The sequence below is a fragment of the Bacillus sp. CGMCC 1.16607 genome (assembly GCF_042683745.1).
GTDB lineage: Bacteria > Bacillota > Bacilli > Bacillales > Cytobacillaceae > Pseudoneobacillus.
This window is the reverse complement of sequence record NZ_JBHUJX010000003.1, coordinates 117,916-132,333: the sequence shown is the minus strand read 5'-3', so window position 1 is coordinate 132,333 and position 14,418 is coordinate 117,916. Positions and strand designations below refer to the sequence as shown.

11 protein-coding genes and 8 tRNA genes are annotated in these 14,418 nt (G+C 37.4%); 18 read left to right on the top strand and 1 reads right to left on the bottom strand.

The annotated features are described in order from the left end of the window. The first annotated feature begins 36 nt into the window (after nt 1-36). From ACFSO7_RS00845 to rocF, 9 genes are all read left to right on the top strand, one after another. Nucleotides 37-111 (top strand) — tRNA-Asn (locus tag ACFSO7_RS00845). 42 nt (nt 112-153) lie between these two features. Continuing rightward, a tRNA-Thr gene (locus tag ACFSO7_RS00840) sits at nt 154-226 on the top strand. 18 nt (nt 227-244) lie between these two features. Further along, nucleotides 245-319: transfer RNA gene (locus ACFSO7_RS00835), tRNA-Glu, on the top strand. 6 nt (nt 320-325) lie between these two features. After that, nucleotides 326-401, top strand: a tRNA-Val gene (locus tag ACFSO7_RS00830). Between the two features lie 18 nt (nt 402-419). After that, nucleotides 420-492: transfer RNA gene (locus tag ACFSO7_RS00825), tRNA-Thr, on the top strand. 14 nt (nt 493-506) lie between these two features. Further along, nucleotides 507-590: transfer RNA gene (locus ACFSO7_RS00820), tRNA-Tyr, on the top strand. Between the two features lie 64 nt (nt 591-654). Beyond that, nucleotides 655-729, top strand: a tRNA-Gln gene (locus ACFSO7_RS00815). A gap of 1 nt (nt 730) precedes the next feature. After that, a tRNA-Lys gene (locus tag ACFSO7_RS00810) sits at nt 731-803 on the top strand. A gap of 347 nt (nt 804-1,150) precedes the next feature. After that, nucleotides 1,151-2,047 (top strand): arginase, encoded by an 897-nt coding sequence (rocF, locus tag ACFSO7_RS00805; protein ID WP_377874479.1) that lies wholly within the window; start codon nt 1,151-1,153, stop codon nt 2,045-2,047. A 27-nt stretch (nt 2,048-2,074) separates the two neighbouring features. Here the strand turns inward: rocF and ACFSO7_RS00800 are convergent, their stop codons facing one another. Next, nucleotides 2,075-2,239 (bottom strand): Spo0E family sporulation regulatory protein-aspartic acid phosphatase, encoded by a 165-nt coding sequence (locus tag ACFSO7_RS00800; RefSeq protein ID WP_377874477.1) that lies wholly within the window; start codon nt 2,237-2,239, stop codon nt 2,075-2,077. Between the two features lie 187 nt (nt 2,240-2,426). On the opposite strand from ACFSO7_RS00800, the gene sigW reads away from it, so the two are divergent. The 9 genes from sigW to ACFSO7_RS00755 all read left to right on the top strand — a co-directional run bounded on the left by sigW (nt 2,427) and on the right by ACFSO7_RS00755 (nt 14,356). Continuing rightward, nucleotides 2,427-2,990: an RNA polymerase sigma factor SigW gene (gene sigW, locus ACFSO7_RS00795; protein WP_377874476.1), complete on the top strand. Its 564-nt coding sequence runs from the start codon at nt 2,427-2,429 to the stop codon at nt 2,988-2,990. A 14-nt stretch (nt 2,991-3,004) separates the two neighbouring features. Then, on the top strand, nt 3,005-3,625 hold the full coding sequence (locus ACFSO7_RS00790; RefSeq protein WP_377874475.1) for an anti-sigma factor family protein: 621 nt from the start codon (nt 3,005-3,007) through the stop codon (nt 3,623-3,625). A 195-nt stretch (nt 3,626-3,820) separates the two neighbouring features. Then, on the top strand, nt 3,821-4,648 hold the full coding sequence (gene cdaA, locus ACFSO7_RS00785) for a diadenylate cyclase CdaA (RefSeq protein WP_377874473.1): 828 nt from the start codon (nt 3,821-3,823) through the stop codon (nt 4,646-4,648). Further along, the gene (locus ACFSO7_RS00780) at nt 4,641-5,870 is read left to right on the top strand and encodes a CdaR family protein (RefSeq protein WP_377874471.1); all 1,230 of its coding nucleotides are present in this window, start codon (nt 4,641-4,643) and stop codon (nt 5,868-5,870) included. Before cdaA ends, ACFSO7_RS00780 begins: the two co-directional genes overlap by 8 nt. Nucleotides 5,871-5,909: 39 nt before the next feature. Beyond that, nucleotides 5,910-7,262, top strand: coding sequence for a phosphoglucosamine mutase (gene glmM, locus ACFSO7_RS00775; RefSeq protein ID WP_377874469.1), 1,353 nt, complete (start codon nt 5,910-5,912; stop codon nt 7,260-7,262). A gap of 481 nt (nt 7,263-7,743) precedes the next feature. After that, the gene (gene glmS / locus ACFSO7_RS00770) at nt 7,744-9,546 is read left to right on the top strand and encodes a glutamine--fructose-6-phosphate transaminase (isomerizing) (RefSeq protein WP_377874468.1); all 1,803 of its coding nucleotides are present in this window, start codon (nt 7,744-7,746) and stop codon (nt 9,544-9,546) included. Nucleotides 9,547-9,697: 151 nt separating this feature from the next. Then, a complete protein-coding gene (locus tag ACFSO7_RS00765; RefSeq protein WP_377874466.1) occupies nt 9,698-10,537 on the top strand; it encodes a TnsA endonuclease N-terminal domain-containing protein in 840 nt (279 codons plus the stop codon). Beyond that, entirely contained in the window at nt 10,534-12,690 is a 2,157-nt protein-coding gene (locus tag ACFSO7_RS00760) for a Mu transposase C-terminal domain-containing protein (RefSeq protein WP_377874464.1), read from the top strand. The genes ACFSO7_RS00765 and ACFSO7_RS00760 overlap by 4 nt, the downstream gene beginning before the upstream one ends. Beyond that, nucleotides 12,665-14,356 (top strand): ATP-binding protein, encoded by a 1,692-nt coding sequence (locus tag ACFSO7_RS00755; protein WP_377874462.1) that lies wholly within the window; start codon nt 12,665-12,667, stop codon nt 14,354-14,356. The genes ACFSO7_RS00760 and ACFSO7_RS00755 overlap by 26 nt, the downstream gene beginning before the upstream one ends. The last annotated feature ends 62 nt before the right edge of the window (nt 14,357-14,418 follow it).

The window sequence follows — 14,418 nt, the reverse complement described above, 5'->3', positions numbered from 1 at the left end:
CCTGTGAGAGTAGGACGTCGCCAGGCATAATATCGTTCCGCAGTAGCTCAGTGGTAGAGCATTCGGCTGTTAACCGAACGGTCGTAGGTTCGAGTCCTACCTGCGGAGCCATATTTTTTAAAAGACCTTTATAAGCGAGCAGGTAGTTTAAATGCTTCCATAGCTCAGCAGGTAGAGCACTTCCATGGTAAGGAAGAGGTCAGCGGTTCGAGCCCGCTTGGAAGCTTACCATAATTTATATTAAGGCCCATTGGTCAAGCGGTTAAGACACCGCCCTTTCACGGCGGTAACACGGGTTCGAATCCCGTATGGGTCACCATTTAACGGAGGATTAGCTCAGCTGGGAGAGCATCTGCCTTACAAGCAGAGGGTCGGCGGTTCGATCCCGTCATCCTCCACCATATTTTTAAAAACACTATGCCGGTGTAGCTCAATTGGTAGAGCAACTGACTTGTAATCAGTAGGTTGGGGGTTCAAGTCCTCTCGCCGGCACTCTTTAATAACCTGGAGGGGTAGCGAAGTGGCTAAACGCGACGGACTGTAAATCCGTTCCCTTGGGTTCGGCGGTTCGAATCCGTCCCCCTCCACCATTTACTTTTTATAAAAAAAGAAAATTGGGACAAACTATAACTGTCCTTTTTATTTTTAAAACTTTGGGCTATAGCCAAGCGGTAAGGCATCGCACTTTGACTGCGACATGCGTTGGTTCAAATCCAGCTAGCCCAGCCAAGAGCCATTAGCTCAGTTGGTAGAGCATCTGACTTTTAATCAGAGGGTCGAAGGTTCGAGTCCTTCATGGCTCATTAAAATGCCATTACTTTCTCAGGAAAGTAATGGCATTTTTCTATTGTTAAGGAAACTATAAAATACTCGGATGTGGATAACTTCTTAACTTGTATAGTCCACATCCAGCGCAAGCGTCCTAGCCCCGAAGTACATTAAGTACTAGTGTCGACAATGCGAAAGGACGTCGCGCCTTTGTTCTCTTTACTAAACTAGAATTAACTCTGTTTATGATCATGAACTATTTTTATTAAAAGAAGGCTAGTTCCTTGACGACCGTATATATATTCATTATTTTGTCGAGTTGAGTCAAAGGGATGAAAGCGGTTAAAATAATATAGTACTGGGAATATGGGGGGAGTTAATCATGAAGAAAATCTCAATCATTGGGGTTCCGATGGATTTAGGCCAAACACGAAGAGGCGTCGATATGGGACCAAGTGCAATTAGATACGCTGGTGTTGTTGAGCGATTAGAAAATATAAATTATGAAATAGAAGATTTCGGTGACATCGAGATTGGAAGAGCAGAAAAGGTGCATAGCTCAGATTCCAACTTGAAGAATTTGAAAGCTGTCGCAGAGGGTAGCGAAAAGCTAGCTGCTGCTGTTGATCAAGCGATTCAAGATGGTGCTTTTCCATTAGTGCTTGGTGGTGACCATAGTATTGCAATTGGTACGTTAGCAGGTGTTGGAAAGCATTATAAAAACCTTGGTGTTATTTGGTATGATGCCCATGGCGATTTAAATACGGCTGATACATCTCCATCTGGTAATATTCATGGCATGCCTTTAGCAGCTAGTATGGGCATTGGACATCCTGCCTTAACTGAAATCGCTGGTTATAGTCCAAAGGTAAAACCGGAAAATATTATTATCATTGGTGCACGTTCCTTAGATGAGGGCGAAAAAGAACTTATCAAAGAAAAAGGAATTAAAGTATACACAATGCATGAAATTGATCGCATGGGTATGACAAAGGTCATGGAAGAAACGATTTCATATCTTAAGGAAAATACGGATGGGGTTCACTTATCATTGGATTTAGATGGATTAGACCCACATGATGCTCCTGGGGTGGGAACACCTGTTATTGGGGGAATTAGCTACCGAGAAAGCCACTTAGCAATGGAGATGCTTGCTGAAGCGGAGATTATTACATCGGCTGAATTTGTAGAAGTTAACCCGATCCTAGATGAAAAAAATAAAACAGCCACTGTTGCCGTAGCATTAATAGGCTCACTGTTTGGTGAAAAATTAAAATAAAAAATAGCAGTAGCTGGATTTCATCGGCTACTGCTTATTTTTTCCATTTAGGGTATGATATTTATTTAATAACTTGTCTAATTTTGTACTTACATCTACAACTTTTTTATTTGAATAAGTTAAAGCATTTGCTAATTCCACCATTTCTCCTCTGCACCTTTCAATGTCTACAAGTAGTTGATCTGATCTCATCTCCAGCTGAATCATCCTCGCATATATCATGTTTAGTAATTTTTATTTCCTTTTTTGAAAATTCTTAAACCTAATAAGTAAATATTTGTTAATATAGAAGAGTTGATAATTTTTTTTATTAAAAATGAAACCTTTTCGCAGTCGATTCGTATATCGATTAGCCGCATAGAGCGGAGGTAAAACATAAATGGAAGCAATTATAAAAAAGAGAATTTTACAGGTCTTAAAAGGCGATCAGGATGCTTACGGGGAACTGGTGGAAATCTATAAGGATAAAGTGTATCAATTATGTTACCGTATGCTCGGTAATCGCCATGAATCGGAAGATATTGCACAAGAAGCTTTTATACGAGCCTACATTAATATTCATAGTTTTAATATTGATTTGAAGTTTTCTACATGGCTCTACAGGATTGCAACGAACTTATGTATTGATCGTATTAGAAAGAAAAAGCCAGATTATTATCTTGATTCTGAGGTTTCAGGGACAGATGGATTAAATATGTATTCTCATATTCCTTCAACAACTGATATGCCAGAAAAGGAATTAGAAAGTTTAGAGCTTGAAGAAACCATTCAACGAGAAATTATGAAGCTTCCGGATAAATACCGATCTGTTATTGTATTAAAGTATATTGATGAGCTTTCTTTAAATGAAATTAGTGAGCTGCTTAATTTACCTATTGGGACTGTTAAGACAAGGATTCATAGGGGTAGAGAAGCATTAAGGAAGCAATTACGTAACGTATAATAGAGGTGAGTCAAATGAATTGTTCTAAATCCAACATCATTGAATATATGCATGATTACTTAGATGAAGAGATTTCATCAGAGCATGAGGAAATACTAAGGGAGCATCTCCAAACATGTCCTGAATGCCATAATCACTTCCAAGAGTTAAAAAGGTCTATTGCCTTAGTTCAGAGCACCTCTCATATTCAAGCACCAGCAAATTTTACTGCGAATGTTATGGCTCGTCTTCCGAAAGAAAAAAAGAAGGTGGGGGTGCAGAGATGGCTTCGTCAGCATCCTGTATTAACGGCTGCTTCTTTGTTTTTAGCTTTAATGGTAGGAAGCTTTATTTCAGGCTGGAACGAAGATCACGAGTTTTCTGTTTCTAAGAATCCAAATTTAATTATTGAAAATAATACAGTTATCGTCCCAGAAGGGAAAACAGTTCAGGGAGATATTGTTGTCAAAAATGGTGATTTGAAAATCAACGGTCAAGTAAAAGGAAATGTAACGGTCATAAATGGTGAGCAGTATTTAGCCTCAGCCGGTCAAGTAACAGGCGAAATTGAAGAAATCAATGAGTTATTCGACTGGATTTGGTATCATACGAAGAAAACTGCAAAAGATACAGTCAATCTCTTCTCAGAAGAATAAATGAAAAATGATAGTCACTCGAATAGAGTGACTATCATTTTTGAAAGAATATAAGTAACCGTAAATATGTTATAATGTAAGAGTTATATACAAATATTTATATTACTGTAACGCATTAACGCACTGGGGGTCTGACCCCCAGTACGTTAATGCGGTGAAGTGTTTATATATTTAACCTTATATGGAGGAAGGACAATGCTGATGGCCGATTTCGCTATTTTGAAATATTTAGCTATTGTTGTTGATATTCTCCTTGTATGGTATGTGATCTATAAACTGATAATGGTCATTAAAGGGACGAAAGCGGTTCAATTGTTAAAAGGAATCTTCGTGATCCTTCTTGTGAAAATTGTCAGTGAATTTTCCGGCTTGAAAACATTAAGTTGGATTATGGAACAAGCCATAACGTGGGGATTTCTTGCAATTATTATTATTTTCCAACCTGAGCTTCGTCGTGCTTTAGAGCAGCTTGGACGAGGTAGATTCTTCTCTAGAACGACCGTAAATGAAGAGGAAGAACAGCAAAAGGGTGTAGAAGCCATTGTAAAAGCGACAGACTACATGGCAAAACGTCGTATTGGTGCATTAATTTCGATTGAAAGAGAGACTGGGATGAGTGAGTATATTGAAACAGGAATCCCATTACACTCTCATTTATCATCAGAGTTATTGATCAATATTTTTATACCGAATACGCCTCTGCATGATGGTGCAGTGATTATTCAAAAAAATAATGTTGCAGCAGCAGCCTGTTATTTACCTCTTTCAGAAAGTCCATTTATATCGAAGGAGTTAGGAACTAGGCACCGGGCAGCATTAGGTATAAGCGAAGTGACAGATAGTGTGACCGTCATTGTTTCAGAAGAAACAGGAAGTATCTCATTAACAAAAAATGGCGAATTACATAGGGATTTAAATTTAGCTACGCTTCGAGACTTACTTTCCAATGAACTATTAGCGAATCAACAGACAAAACCAACTTCTTCTACCAGATGGAATTGGAGGGGGAAGAATAATGGATAAATTGATGGACCAACGTTGGTTTATGAAAATCATTGCTCTTCTGTTAGCTTTACTTCTATATTCAGCTGTTTCGGATATCAACAAAAAGTCGTCAGACAATAGCGTTCCTAGTGACCGAAATACAGAAACGATAGAAGGTGTCCAAGTGACCTCTTATTATGACACCGAAAATCTTGTTATTTCGGGGATTCCTAATACCGTTGACGTAACGATTAAAGGACCGATGCCCCAAGTACAGTCTGCTAAGGCTTTAAAAAACTTTGAAGTCTATGTAGACTTAGAGGATATCACAATAGGGGATCATACCGTTCCGATAAAAATAAAAAATATCTCTGGTAAACTAGAAGCACGAATCGATCCAACCTTTGCAAATATTTCTGTTCAAGAAAGAGTAACGAAGGTATTCGATGTGGAAGCAGAGTATAATACGGGTTTACTTGAAGACGGCTATGTAGCTGAAAAACCAGTAGTGGAACCATCAAAGGTTCAAATAACAGGTGCAAAAGGTACAATTGATCGAATCACCTATGTGAAGGCCACTTTGGATATGAAAGATGAATTTAATGATACTATCACGAGAGATGCTAAAATTCGGGTATTAGACCGAGAGTTAAATAAGCTTGATGTGGTGATCGAACCTGAAACCGTTCAAGTAACGATTCCTGTTAAAAGTACGAAGAAGAAGGTTCCAATAAAGATTCTTAAAAAAGGAAGTCTTCCTGATGGAATACTTTTAGAAGATATGACGCTTGATACAGATGAGGCCACAATTATTGGCACAGAAGATGTATTAAAAAAGACAGAAAGTGTACGAGTAGAAGTGAACCTAGATACGATTGATGGGGATACCACGATTACTTTACCTGTTATCATTTCGGAAGGTATAACGAAAGTCACACCAGAAACGGTAAAAGTCAAAGTAAAAGTGACGAAAATGGAGGAGCGAACATTCTCCAATCTCATCATTAGGGATGAGGGGCTATCAGATTCATATGAGTTAGAGTTCCAAGACCCCATAGGTGCACTGGCTGATTTGACCGTCTTTGGACCAAGTGATGAAATCAATAATTTAAGTCCAAATGATTTTAAACTATTTATCGATGTATCTAGTTTAAGGGTAGGAAATCATGAAGTAGATATTAGAGTAGAAGGTCCAGCGGATGTAAATTGGAAATTAGATAAGCGAGTGGCCCATATCTCTATCACACAGAAGGAAGTATAGACCGGGCAATTTTTTTGAATAAAAAGGAGCGATTTTTGGATGGGTAAATATTTCGGTACAGATGGTGTACGCGGAGTGGCAAATAGCGAACTAACACCAGAGCTTGCATTCAAGCTTGGGCGTTTTGGAGGATATGTTTTAACGAAAGACAAGGATCGACCGAAAGTATTAATTGGACGAGATACACGAATTTCTGGTCATATGCTAGAAGGTGCCCTAGTAGCAGGTCTTCTTTCAACAGGAGCGGAAGTGATGAGACTTGGCGTTATTTCCACTCCTGGGGTTTCCTATTTGACGAAGGTTTTAGGTGCGCAAGCAGGGGTTATGATCTCTGCTTCTCATAATCCAGTGGCGGACAATGGGATCAAGTTTTTTGGCCCAGACGGCTTTAAACTATCGGATGAACAAGAAGAAGAAATTGAGAATCTACTCGATTTACCAGAAGACTCATTACCGAGACCGACAGGAGAGAAGCTTGGGCATGTAAATGACTATTTTGAGGGTGGGCAGAAATACCTTCAGTACTTAAAACAAACAGTGGATGAAGATTTTTCAGGCATCCATGTAGCACTGGATTGTGCCCATGGTGCAACATCCGCATTAGCTGCGCATTTATTTGCGGATTTGGAAGCGGATCTTTCAACGATGGGAGCTTCACCAAATGGTTTGAATATTAATGAAGGGGTGGGATCTACTCATCCTGAAGCGTTAGCAGCCTTCTTAAAAGAGAAGAATGCAGATGTTGGTTTAGCCTTTGATGGCGATGGTGACCGATTAATTGCTATTGATGAAAAGGGAAATATCATCGATGGTGATCAAATCATGTATATTTGTGCGAAGTATATGAAGGAAAATGGTCGTTTAAAGCATAGCACCGTCGTTTCAACCGTCATGAGTAATCTTGGTTTTTACAAAGGGCTTGAAGGCCATGGGATTCAAAGTGTTCAAACAGCAGTAGGTGATCGCTATGTGGTCGAAGAAATGAAAAAGAACGGTTATAACTTAGGTGGAGAACAATCAGGACATATTATTTTCCTAGATTATAATACAACTGGTGATGGCCTATTATCAGGACTTCAGTTAGTTAACATTATGAAGATGACGAAAAAATCTCTGTCAGAGTTAGCTGGTGAGATGCAGAAATATCCGCAAAAGCTTGTAAACATTCGAGTAACAGATAAGTATCATGTAACTGAAAATGAAAAAGTAAAAGCAATTATCGATGAAGTGGAAACCGAAATGAATGGTAATGGTCGGATTTTGGTTCGTCCTTCTGGTACGGAACCACTCGTACGTGTAATGGCTGAAGCGGCAACCGAAGAATCTTGTGCGGATTATGTAGAAAGAATTGCAAATGTAGTAAAGACAGAGATGGGTTTAAAAGAAGAATAGATGAAAAGATATGCATAAAGGAACGCAATTGCGCCTTTATGCATATTTTACATTATACACCTTTTCTTTGTGTTGTTATGATCTTGGAAAAAGATTGTAAGTCATATCCGTTGACGTATTCCAGTCCATGGTGTATGATAATCCTGTTTTTGTAAAAGAAAACATTCCACTCTAATCTAATATAGGAGGCAAGTAGACGTATTAACGAAAATGAAGCGCCAGAACTAACCAATGATCGAAATAGTGGTTAGTTGACGAGGTGGAGGAGTATCGAATTTTTCGGCGGGAACCTCCCGGTTGTATCACCAATCGTAAGTTCTTCTTTAAACCATTCGGGTAACTGAATGTACAAAGGGGAGAATAAGTGACATGAGAATCGAAGATGGAGTGGTTCGACAATCATACAATTATAAACTGCAGAGATAAGGGGACAAGTGTGTCTCCTGTAGCTACTTGTCCTCTTATAATAGGAGGAAATAAAATGTGTGGTATTGTTGGATATATTGGGAATCAGGATTCAAAAGAGATTTTATTAAAAGGGTTAGAAAAGCTTGAGTACCGTGGCTATGATTCTGCTGGAATCGCTGTAATGAACGAACAAGGTGTTCATGTTTTTAAAGAAAAAGGTCGTATTGCTGATTTAAGAGAGGAAGTCAATTCAGATGTGATGGCGAATGCTGGAATTGGACATACCCGCTGGGCGACACATGGGGTTCCAAGTAAAGGAAATTCACATCCGCATCAAAGTACTTCTGAACGCTTTACGCTTGTTCATAATGGTGTAATTGAGAACTATGAAATTTTAAAAAATGAATACTTAACAGGTGTTGAATTTAAAAGTGAAACGGACACGGAAGTCATCGTGCAATTGATTGAGCTTTTTGTTGGAGAAGGTTTGCAAGTGGAAGAAGCTTTCCGCAAAACGTTGACGTTGCTTCATGGTTCCTATGCGCTTGGCCTTTTAGATGAGCAAGATAAGAATACGATTTATGTTGCGAAAAATAAGAGTCCACTTTTAGTTGGACTTGGTGACGCATTTAATGTTGTGGCAAGTGATGCGATGGCGATGCTACAAGTAACAAATCAATATGTGGAATTAATGGACAAAGAAATTGTTATCGTGACGAAAGAAGATGTAACAATTAAGAATTTAGCTGGTGAAGTGATTCACCGTGATCCATATACTGCCGAATTAGACGCTAGTGATATTGAAAAGGGCACGTACCCTCACTATATGTTAAAAGAAATTGATGAGCAGCCACTTGTTATGCGTAAAATTATTCAAAAGTATCAAGTTGAAAATGGCGAGTTAACAATCGACCAAGAGATCCTGGATTCAATGAATGATTCCGATCGCATTTATATTATAGCAGCAGGTACTTCTTATCATGCAGGTCTAGTAGGCAAGCAGTTCATCGAGAAAATGGCTAAAATTCCTGTAGAAGTTCATATTTCAAGCGAATTTGGCTACAATATGCCATTGCTTTCAGAAAAGCCGTTATTCATTTTCATTTCACAGAGTGGTGAAACAGCTGATAGCCGTGCGGTTCTTGTACAAGTGAAAGAAATGGGTCATAAAGCCATTACAATTACAAATGTTCAAGGTTCTACACTTTCTAGAGAAGCGGATTACACACTATTACTACATGCAGGTCCTGAAATTGCCGTTGCTTCAACGAAAGCTTACACTGCTCAGTTAGCTGTATTAGCCATCCTAGCTGCTGTAACAGCAAAAAGACGTGGTAACGAAGTTGATTTCAACCTTGTACAAGAGTTAGGCATTGTTGCAAACGCAATGGAAGTACTATGTAATGAAAAAGAAGAATTTGAACGCTTAGCACGTGAATTCTTCGCAACAACACGCAATGCTTTCTTCATTGGCCGTGGTATTGATTTTTACGTCGGTCTAGAAGGTGCACTGAAACTAAAAGAAATCTCTTATATCCAAGCGGAAGGCTTCGCGGGTGGAGAATTAAAGCATGGAACCATTGCTTTAATCGAAGAAGGTACACCAGTTATCGCTCTAGCAACCCAAGAACATGTAAACTTAAGCATCCGTGGAAACGTGAAAGAAGTCGTCGCTCGTGGCGCGAACCCTTGCATTATTTCCATGAAAGGCTTAGAAACAGAAGGGGATAGCTTCGTGATTCCAGAAGTAAACCCTATGTTAACACCACTTATCTCTGTTATTCCGTTACAATTAGTTTCTTATTACGCTGCCCTACACCGCGATTGTGATGTAGATAAACCGCGGAATTTGGCTAAGAGTGTGACGGTGGAGTAAAAAAATATTATTAGATGTAATGGACTGTAGATTTAAAAGAAAGATGTACCGTTTATAAGAAAGATGTACCGTTTAAAAGAAACTTATACCGTTTATAACAAAGTTGTACCGTTTTACCCCTTTGGATATAATTGTCTAAAGGGGTGTTTTTATGTCAAAAAGAAAAAGAACATCTAAAATTGAGAAATGGATAAAAGAAGGCCGTGGTTCAGGTATTGGTTCAGAATATAAACCATGGTTAAAGATCCAAGATGTATCTTCGTTAGGAAGATCTACTCGCTTGAAAGGAATAAAGACAAACAGGCAGCATGAATTTTTATCAGATTTAGAACGAAACTACTTTTATATAACTGAATTTTCGAATTTCGTTTTGGATATTCGTGAGCAATTTCCTTTATTACCGTTGGAAGAAACTATTGTCATTGCAGATGAGTTAGGTGTTAAACATCCTACTGATCCTAAAACGGGGGAACCGATTGTGATGACAACGGATTTTTTATTAACGATTAATAATGGACAAGGCGTAATTGAAGTAGCTCGTACAATTAAAATGAAGGATGAATTATTAAAAGAGCGTATTCTTGAAAAGTTTGAGATTGAACGTGAGTATTGGCATCGAAAAGAGATTGATTGGGGCATTGTAACAGAAGAAGAAATACCTAAAACAATGGCTAGAAATATCAGTTATATCCACGATTACTATGACATTCGAGATTATGATGTATTTCGTGAAATGAATGCGCAGTATATTGAAGATTTATCTATTTCTTTAATGCAAAGACTACTAGGCACTAATGAAAGCATCCGTAAAATCACAAATGAATTTGATAAAGACACGCATTTACCTTTTGGCAGTGGGGTTACACTATTTTATCATTTGATAGCTCAAAAAATTATCATTATAGATATGTTGAAGTCGATAGATTTAGAGCATCCAATTATTATTAAATCAGTTGATGAAAGTAAGGTGAAGAAGGTGAAATACGGATGATTTATATTAATCAGGTACTTCAATATGTGAAAGATTCTAAGCGAATTCGTGTAATTGAAATAGAGGAATCGTATGTTTTTATTGTTGATATAGATGCTCATACGTCCATGCCTAAGAAAGAACTATATACAACATTAGCTACAGAAATTGAACAGTATGAATTGCTTGTAATAGCAGATCCATTTGTCCGTGTTGTAGCAGATAATGATCTAACAGAAGTACAGATTCAAAAACGTGAAGAAGATTGGGCTACCATTCAAGAGCATTGTTTACTACAAATGAATGAATTGCTTTTGAAACGTGGAAGAGAGTCAAAAATTAAAGAAATTGCTGAAGAGCTTAATATAACACCTACTAAAGTAAAAAAACTACTTAGTCGTTATTGGCAACGTGGTATGAATAAAAATGCCATGTTACCAGACTATGCAAACTCTGGTGGCAAAGGTAAAGCAAAATCTTTGACAGAAGCCAAAACAGGTCGTCCACGTAGAGTGAACATTAGTGGTGATTATCAAACTGGCATTAATATAACAGACGAAGTGAAGCTACAGTTTGAGCATGCCATTAATAAATTTTACCGAAAAACGAACAATTACTCATTAAAAGATGTCTATCATTTTATATTGCGTGATTTTTATTCAAACCGTTATAAAGAAAATGGTGAAATGAAGTATAGAGTTTGGGAAGCAAACCGAATACCGTCATACCATCAGTTTTACTATTGGTTTAAGAAAATAGAAGATCCAAAGAAAGATATTCAGTTCCGTAAAAGTGCTAAAGAATATGAACTGAAGCATCGACCTATTTTAAGTGATTCAAAATCGGAAACAAATGGTCCAGGTACTCGCTTTCAAATTGATGCTACCATTGCAGATATATATTTAGTGAGCTCATTTGATGTAAATAAAGTCATTGGCCGCCCTGTTATTTATGCAGTTATTGATGTGTATTCACGAATAATAACAGGAATATATGTTGGATTAGAAGGGCCCTCATGGATTGGAGCGATGATGGCTTTAGATAATATGGTGTCAGACAAGGTGGGTTTTTGTAAGCAATATGGAATCGAAATTACAGAGGAACAATGGCCAACAAAACATTTACCAGAAATTATTATTGCAGACCGAGGAGAGTTTGAGGGATATTCTGTAGGAAATTTGATCAATAACATAAATATAAAAATAGAAAATACGACAGCTTACCGAGGGGATTTAAAAGGAATTGTTGAACGTAAATTTCGTACGTTTAACGGTAAGATAAAGCAAAAGGCTCCTGGTGCAATTCAAAAGGAATATCGAGAGCGTGGAGATCAAGATTATCGTTTAGATGCTACGTTAAATCTTAAAGAATTCACAACATTAATTATTACGCTAGTCCTTCATCATAATCATAAAATCATTGATAAATATCCAATGGAAAAAGAAATGATTACAGATGGTCTAGTGCCAACACCGGTAAATTTATGGAACTGGGGCATTCAAAATCGTAAAGGGCGTTTAAGAACAGTTGATCGTAATATTCTACGCTTAAATGTGTTACCACGTGGCAAGGCAACCATTTCTAGAGCCGGTATTAAGTTTAAAAACTTGTTATATGGTTCACGACAAGCCATTGAAGAACAGTGGTATTTGAAGCTTAAAAATCGCAGTGTTGAAATTGTTTATGACCCTCGTAATGTCGAGAAGATATATATTCCTCATGATAATGGTAAGGATTATGAAGAGTGTATATTACTTGAACCGAGTCAACAGTATCGAAATGACTTTTTAGAGGAAATCGTTTTTCAGCAACAGCTACGGAGTGAGTTGGAAGAGATCGAACGCTCTCATCAAGTGCAGCTAACAATTAATACAGATGCCATGATGAACGAAATAATAAAAAAGGCAGAAAAGAAGAAAAGGCAATCATTCAATCAACCGACAAGTAAGAAAGAAAAAATTGTATCGATAAGAGATAACAAACATACGGAAAAACAGTTAAATCGTGAAGAGGAAAAGTTTGATCTATCGCCAGCTGTAGTCAGTGATCAAGCAGATGTTATTGATTTTGTAACAAAAGAAAAAGTGCAAGATGACATACCTCAAAAATCTAGTTCACGTCTAATGGAAAAACTAAAGAAGAAGAGAGATGAGACGTTTGGAAAAGACGAATAGCCTTGTCCTTAAAGGCGATTTTGTGGAAGCTACATATAAGGAACAGGCTTTATCAGAGTATAGTAAAAATCCATTCATCGAAGCTCTTCCCCCTATTTTCAGTGAAGACAATGTGCTAGAGCGATTTATGGTAACACCACGTATTACTCAGCAAGAAAAGCAAAGTGAAACGAATATCCGATATCATGTGCTGAAACGTGTGAAAAACTTTATTCAGCCCTTACCTATCCATTTTGAAGTAGAACGGAGACTTTCTACGCTAATTCGTAGAGGTTACCTAGCTCGAAATCCTTTAGATAGAACATTTTTAGAACGTATTCGAGTATTACACCAATTGCGTGAAGATGAGGAAGAAGCTCACAAATACATTGATGAGCGCTTGAATTATATTCGTTCTACAGCAGATAGTTTATCAATTATCGGAATCTCTGGTATCGGTAAAACAACTGCGATTGAACGGTTGTTGCTAATGTATCCTCAAGTCATTAAACATGAGACGTATGAAGGCCAGCCTTTTAATCGTACGCAAATTGTTTGGCTGAAAATTGATTGTCCATATGATGGCAGTTTATCAACGCTTTGTAAAAGCTTTTTCAAAGCGATTGATAATTTACTTGGCACACGGTATTTAGAGAAATACGGCTATTTAAATCGTGTTACATCAACAATGCTTTTGCATATGACTTCATTAGCCAGTATGTATGGTATTGGTGTGCTAGTCATCGATGAGATCCAACATCTTTTACATTCTAAAAATGACCAAGAGGAAATGCTGAATTTCTTTGTTACGTTATCAAATACGGTTGGTATTCCTACTGTATTGATTGGTACTTCAAAAGCACAGCAACTATTTAAAGGGAACTTCCGACAAGCTCGTCGTGCAGCGAGTGACGGAGCGATTATTTGGGACCGTATGGCTGAGGACAGTGAGGAATGGGAGTTCTTTTTAGAAACTTTATGGGAATTACAATGTCTTAAAATACGCTCAGAACTTACTGAAGATGTGAAAAGGACTTTTTATGAGGAATGTCAGGGGATAACTTCGGTTGCTGTGAACTTGTTTATTTTAGCACAGGAGCGAGCTTTATTTGATGAATCAAATGAGGAAGAAAGAATTACTCCACGTGTTCTGAAGAAGACAGCAAAAGAGGATATGAGAATTATCCAACCAATGCTCAATGCAATTCGTAAAAACGATTTAAAAGCGATGTATAAGTACGAGGATATTATGATAAATCTAGACGATCTGATGATTAACCATAAGAAAAATACAGAGTATGAAGGTAAAATCAAAGAGGCGATGAAAGAACGACAAAATACTTTGAGATATAAGCGACAGGATACGATAGAAAGTTTAACTGTGGAGGTAGCTTCACTAGGTATTTTTGATAATCTGGAATTGAGTGATATTAAGCGAATTATCATTAAAATTGTTGAAAATAACCCGATTGATACAGATTTAAATGTATTAAAAACAGATTCAATTCAACAAGCAATTACACTAAATCAACAAAAGAAAGAAAATAAAGAATCAAAGATGCAAAAGAGAGAATTATTACCATTGTTAACATTAAGAACAGCAGCAATTGAAAAAAAGCAACACCCTTACGAATTGTTGAAATTAAAAGGATTTATTAAAAATCCACTACAAGAATTCTATAAGTAAATTAAAAACTAAGTCATGAGGTGTCTAAAAACCTAGTTTGATCGACATGATAGAAGTATGTC

Coding starts and splice junctions, on each gene's coding strand:
- rocF (WP_377874479.1), top strand. CDS start 1,151: ATGAAGAAAATCTCAATCATTGGGGTTCCGATGGATTTAGGCCAAACA.
- ACFSO7_RS00800 (WP_377874477.1), bottom strand. CDS start 2,239: ATGAGATCAGATCAACTACTTGTAGACATTGAAAGGTGCAGAGGAGAA.
- sigW (WP_377874476.1), top strand. CDS start 2,427: ATGGAAGCAATTATAAAAAAGAGAATTTTACAGGTCTTAAAAGGCGAT.
- ACFSO7_RS00790 (WP_377874475.1), top strand. CDS start 3,005: ATGAATTGTTCTAAATCCAACATCATTGAATATATGCATGATTACTTA.
- cdaA (WP_377874473.1), top strand. CDS start 3,821: ATGCTGATGGCCGATTTCGCTATTTTGAAATATTTAGCTATTGTTGTT.
- ACFSO7_RS00780 (WP_377874471.1), top strand. CDS start 4,641: ATGGATAAATTGATGGACCAACGTTGGTTTATGAAAATCATTGCTCTT.
- glmM (WP_377874469.1), top strand. CDS start 5,910: ATGGGTAAATATTTCGGTACAGATGGTGTACGCGGAGTGGCAAATAGC.
- glmS (WP_377874468.1), top strand. CDS start 7,744: ATGTGTGGTATTGTTGGATATATTGGGAATCAGGATTCAAAAGAGATT.
- ACFSO7_RS00765 (WP_377874466.1), top strand. CDS start 9,698: ATGTCAAAAAGAAAAAGAACATCTAAAATTGAGAAATGGATAAAAGAA.
- ACFSO7_RS00760 (WP_377874464.1), top strand. CDS start 10,534: ATGATTTATATTAATCAGGTACTTCAATATGTGAAAGATTCTAAGCGA.
- ACFSO7_RS00755 (WP_377874462.1), top strand. CDS start 12,665: ATGAGACGTTTGGAAAAGACGAATAGCCTTGTCCTTAAAGGCGATTTT.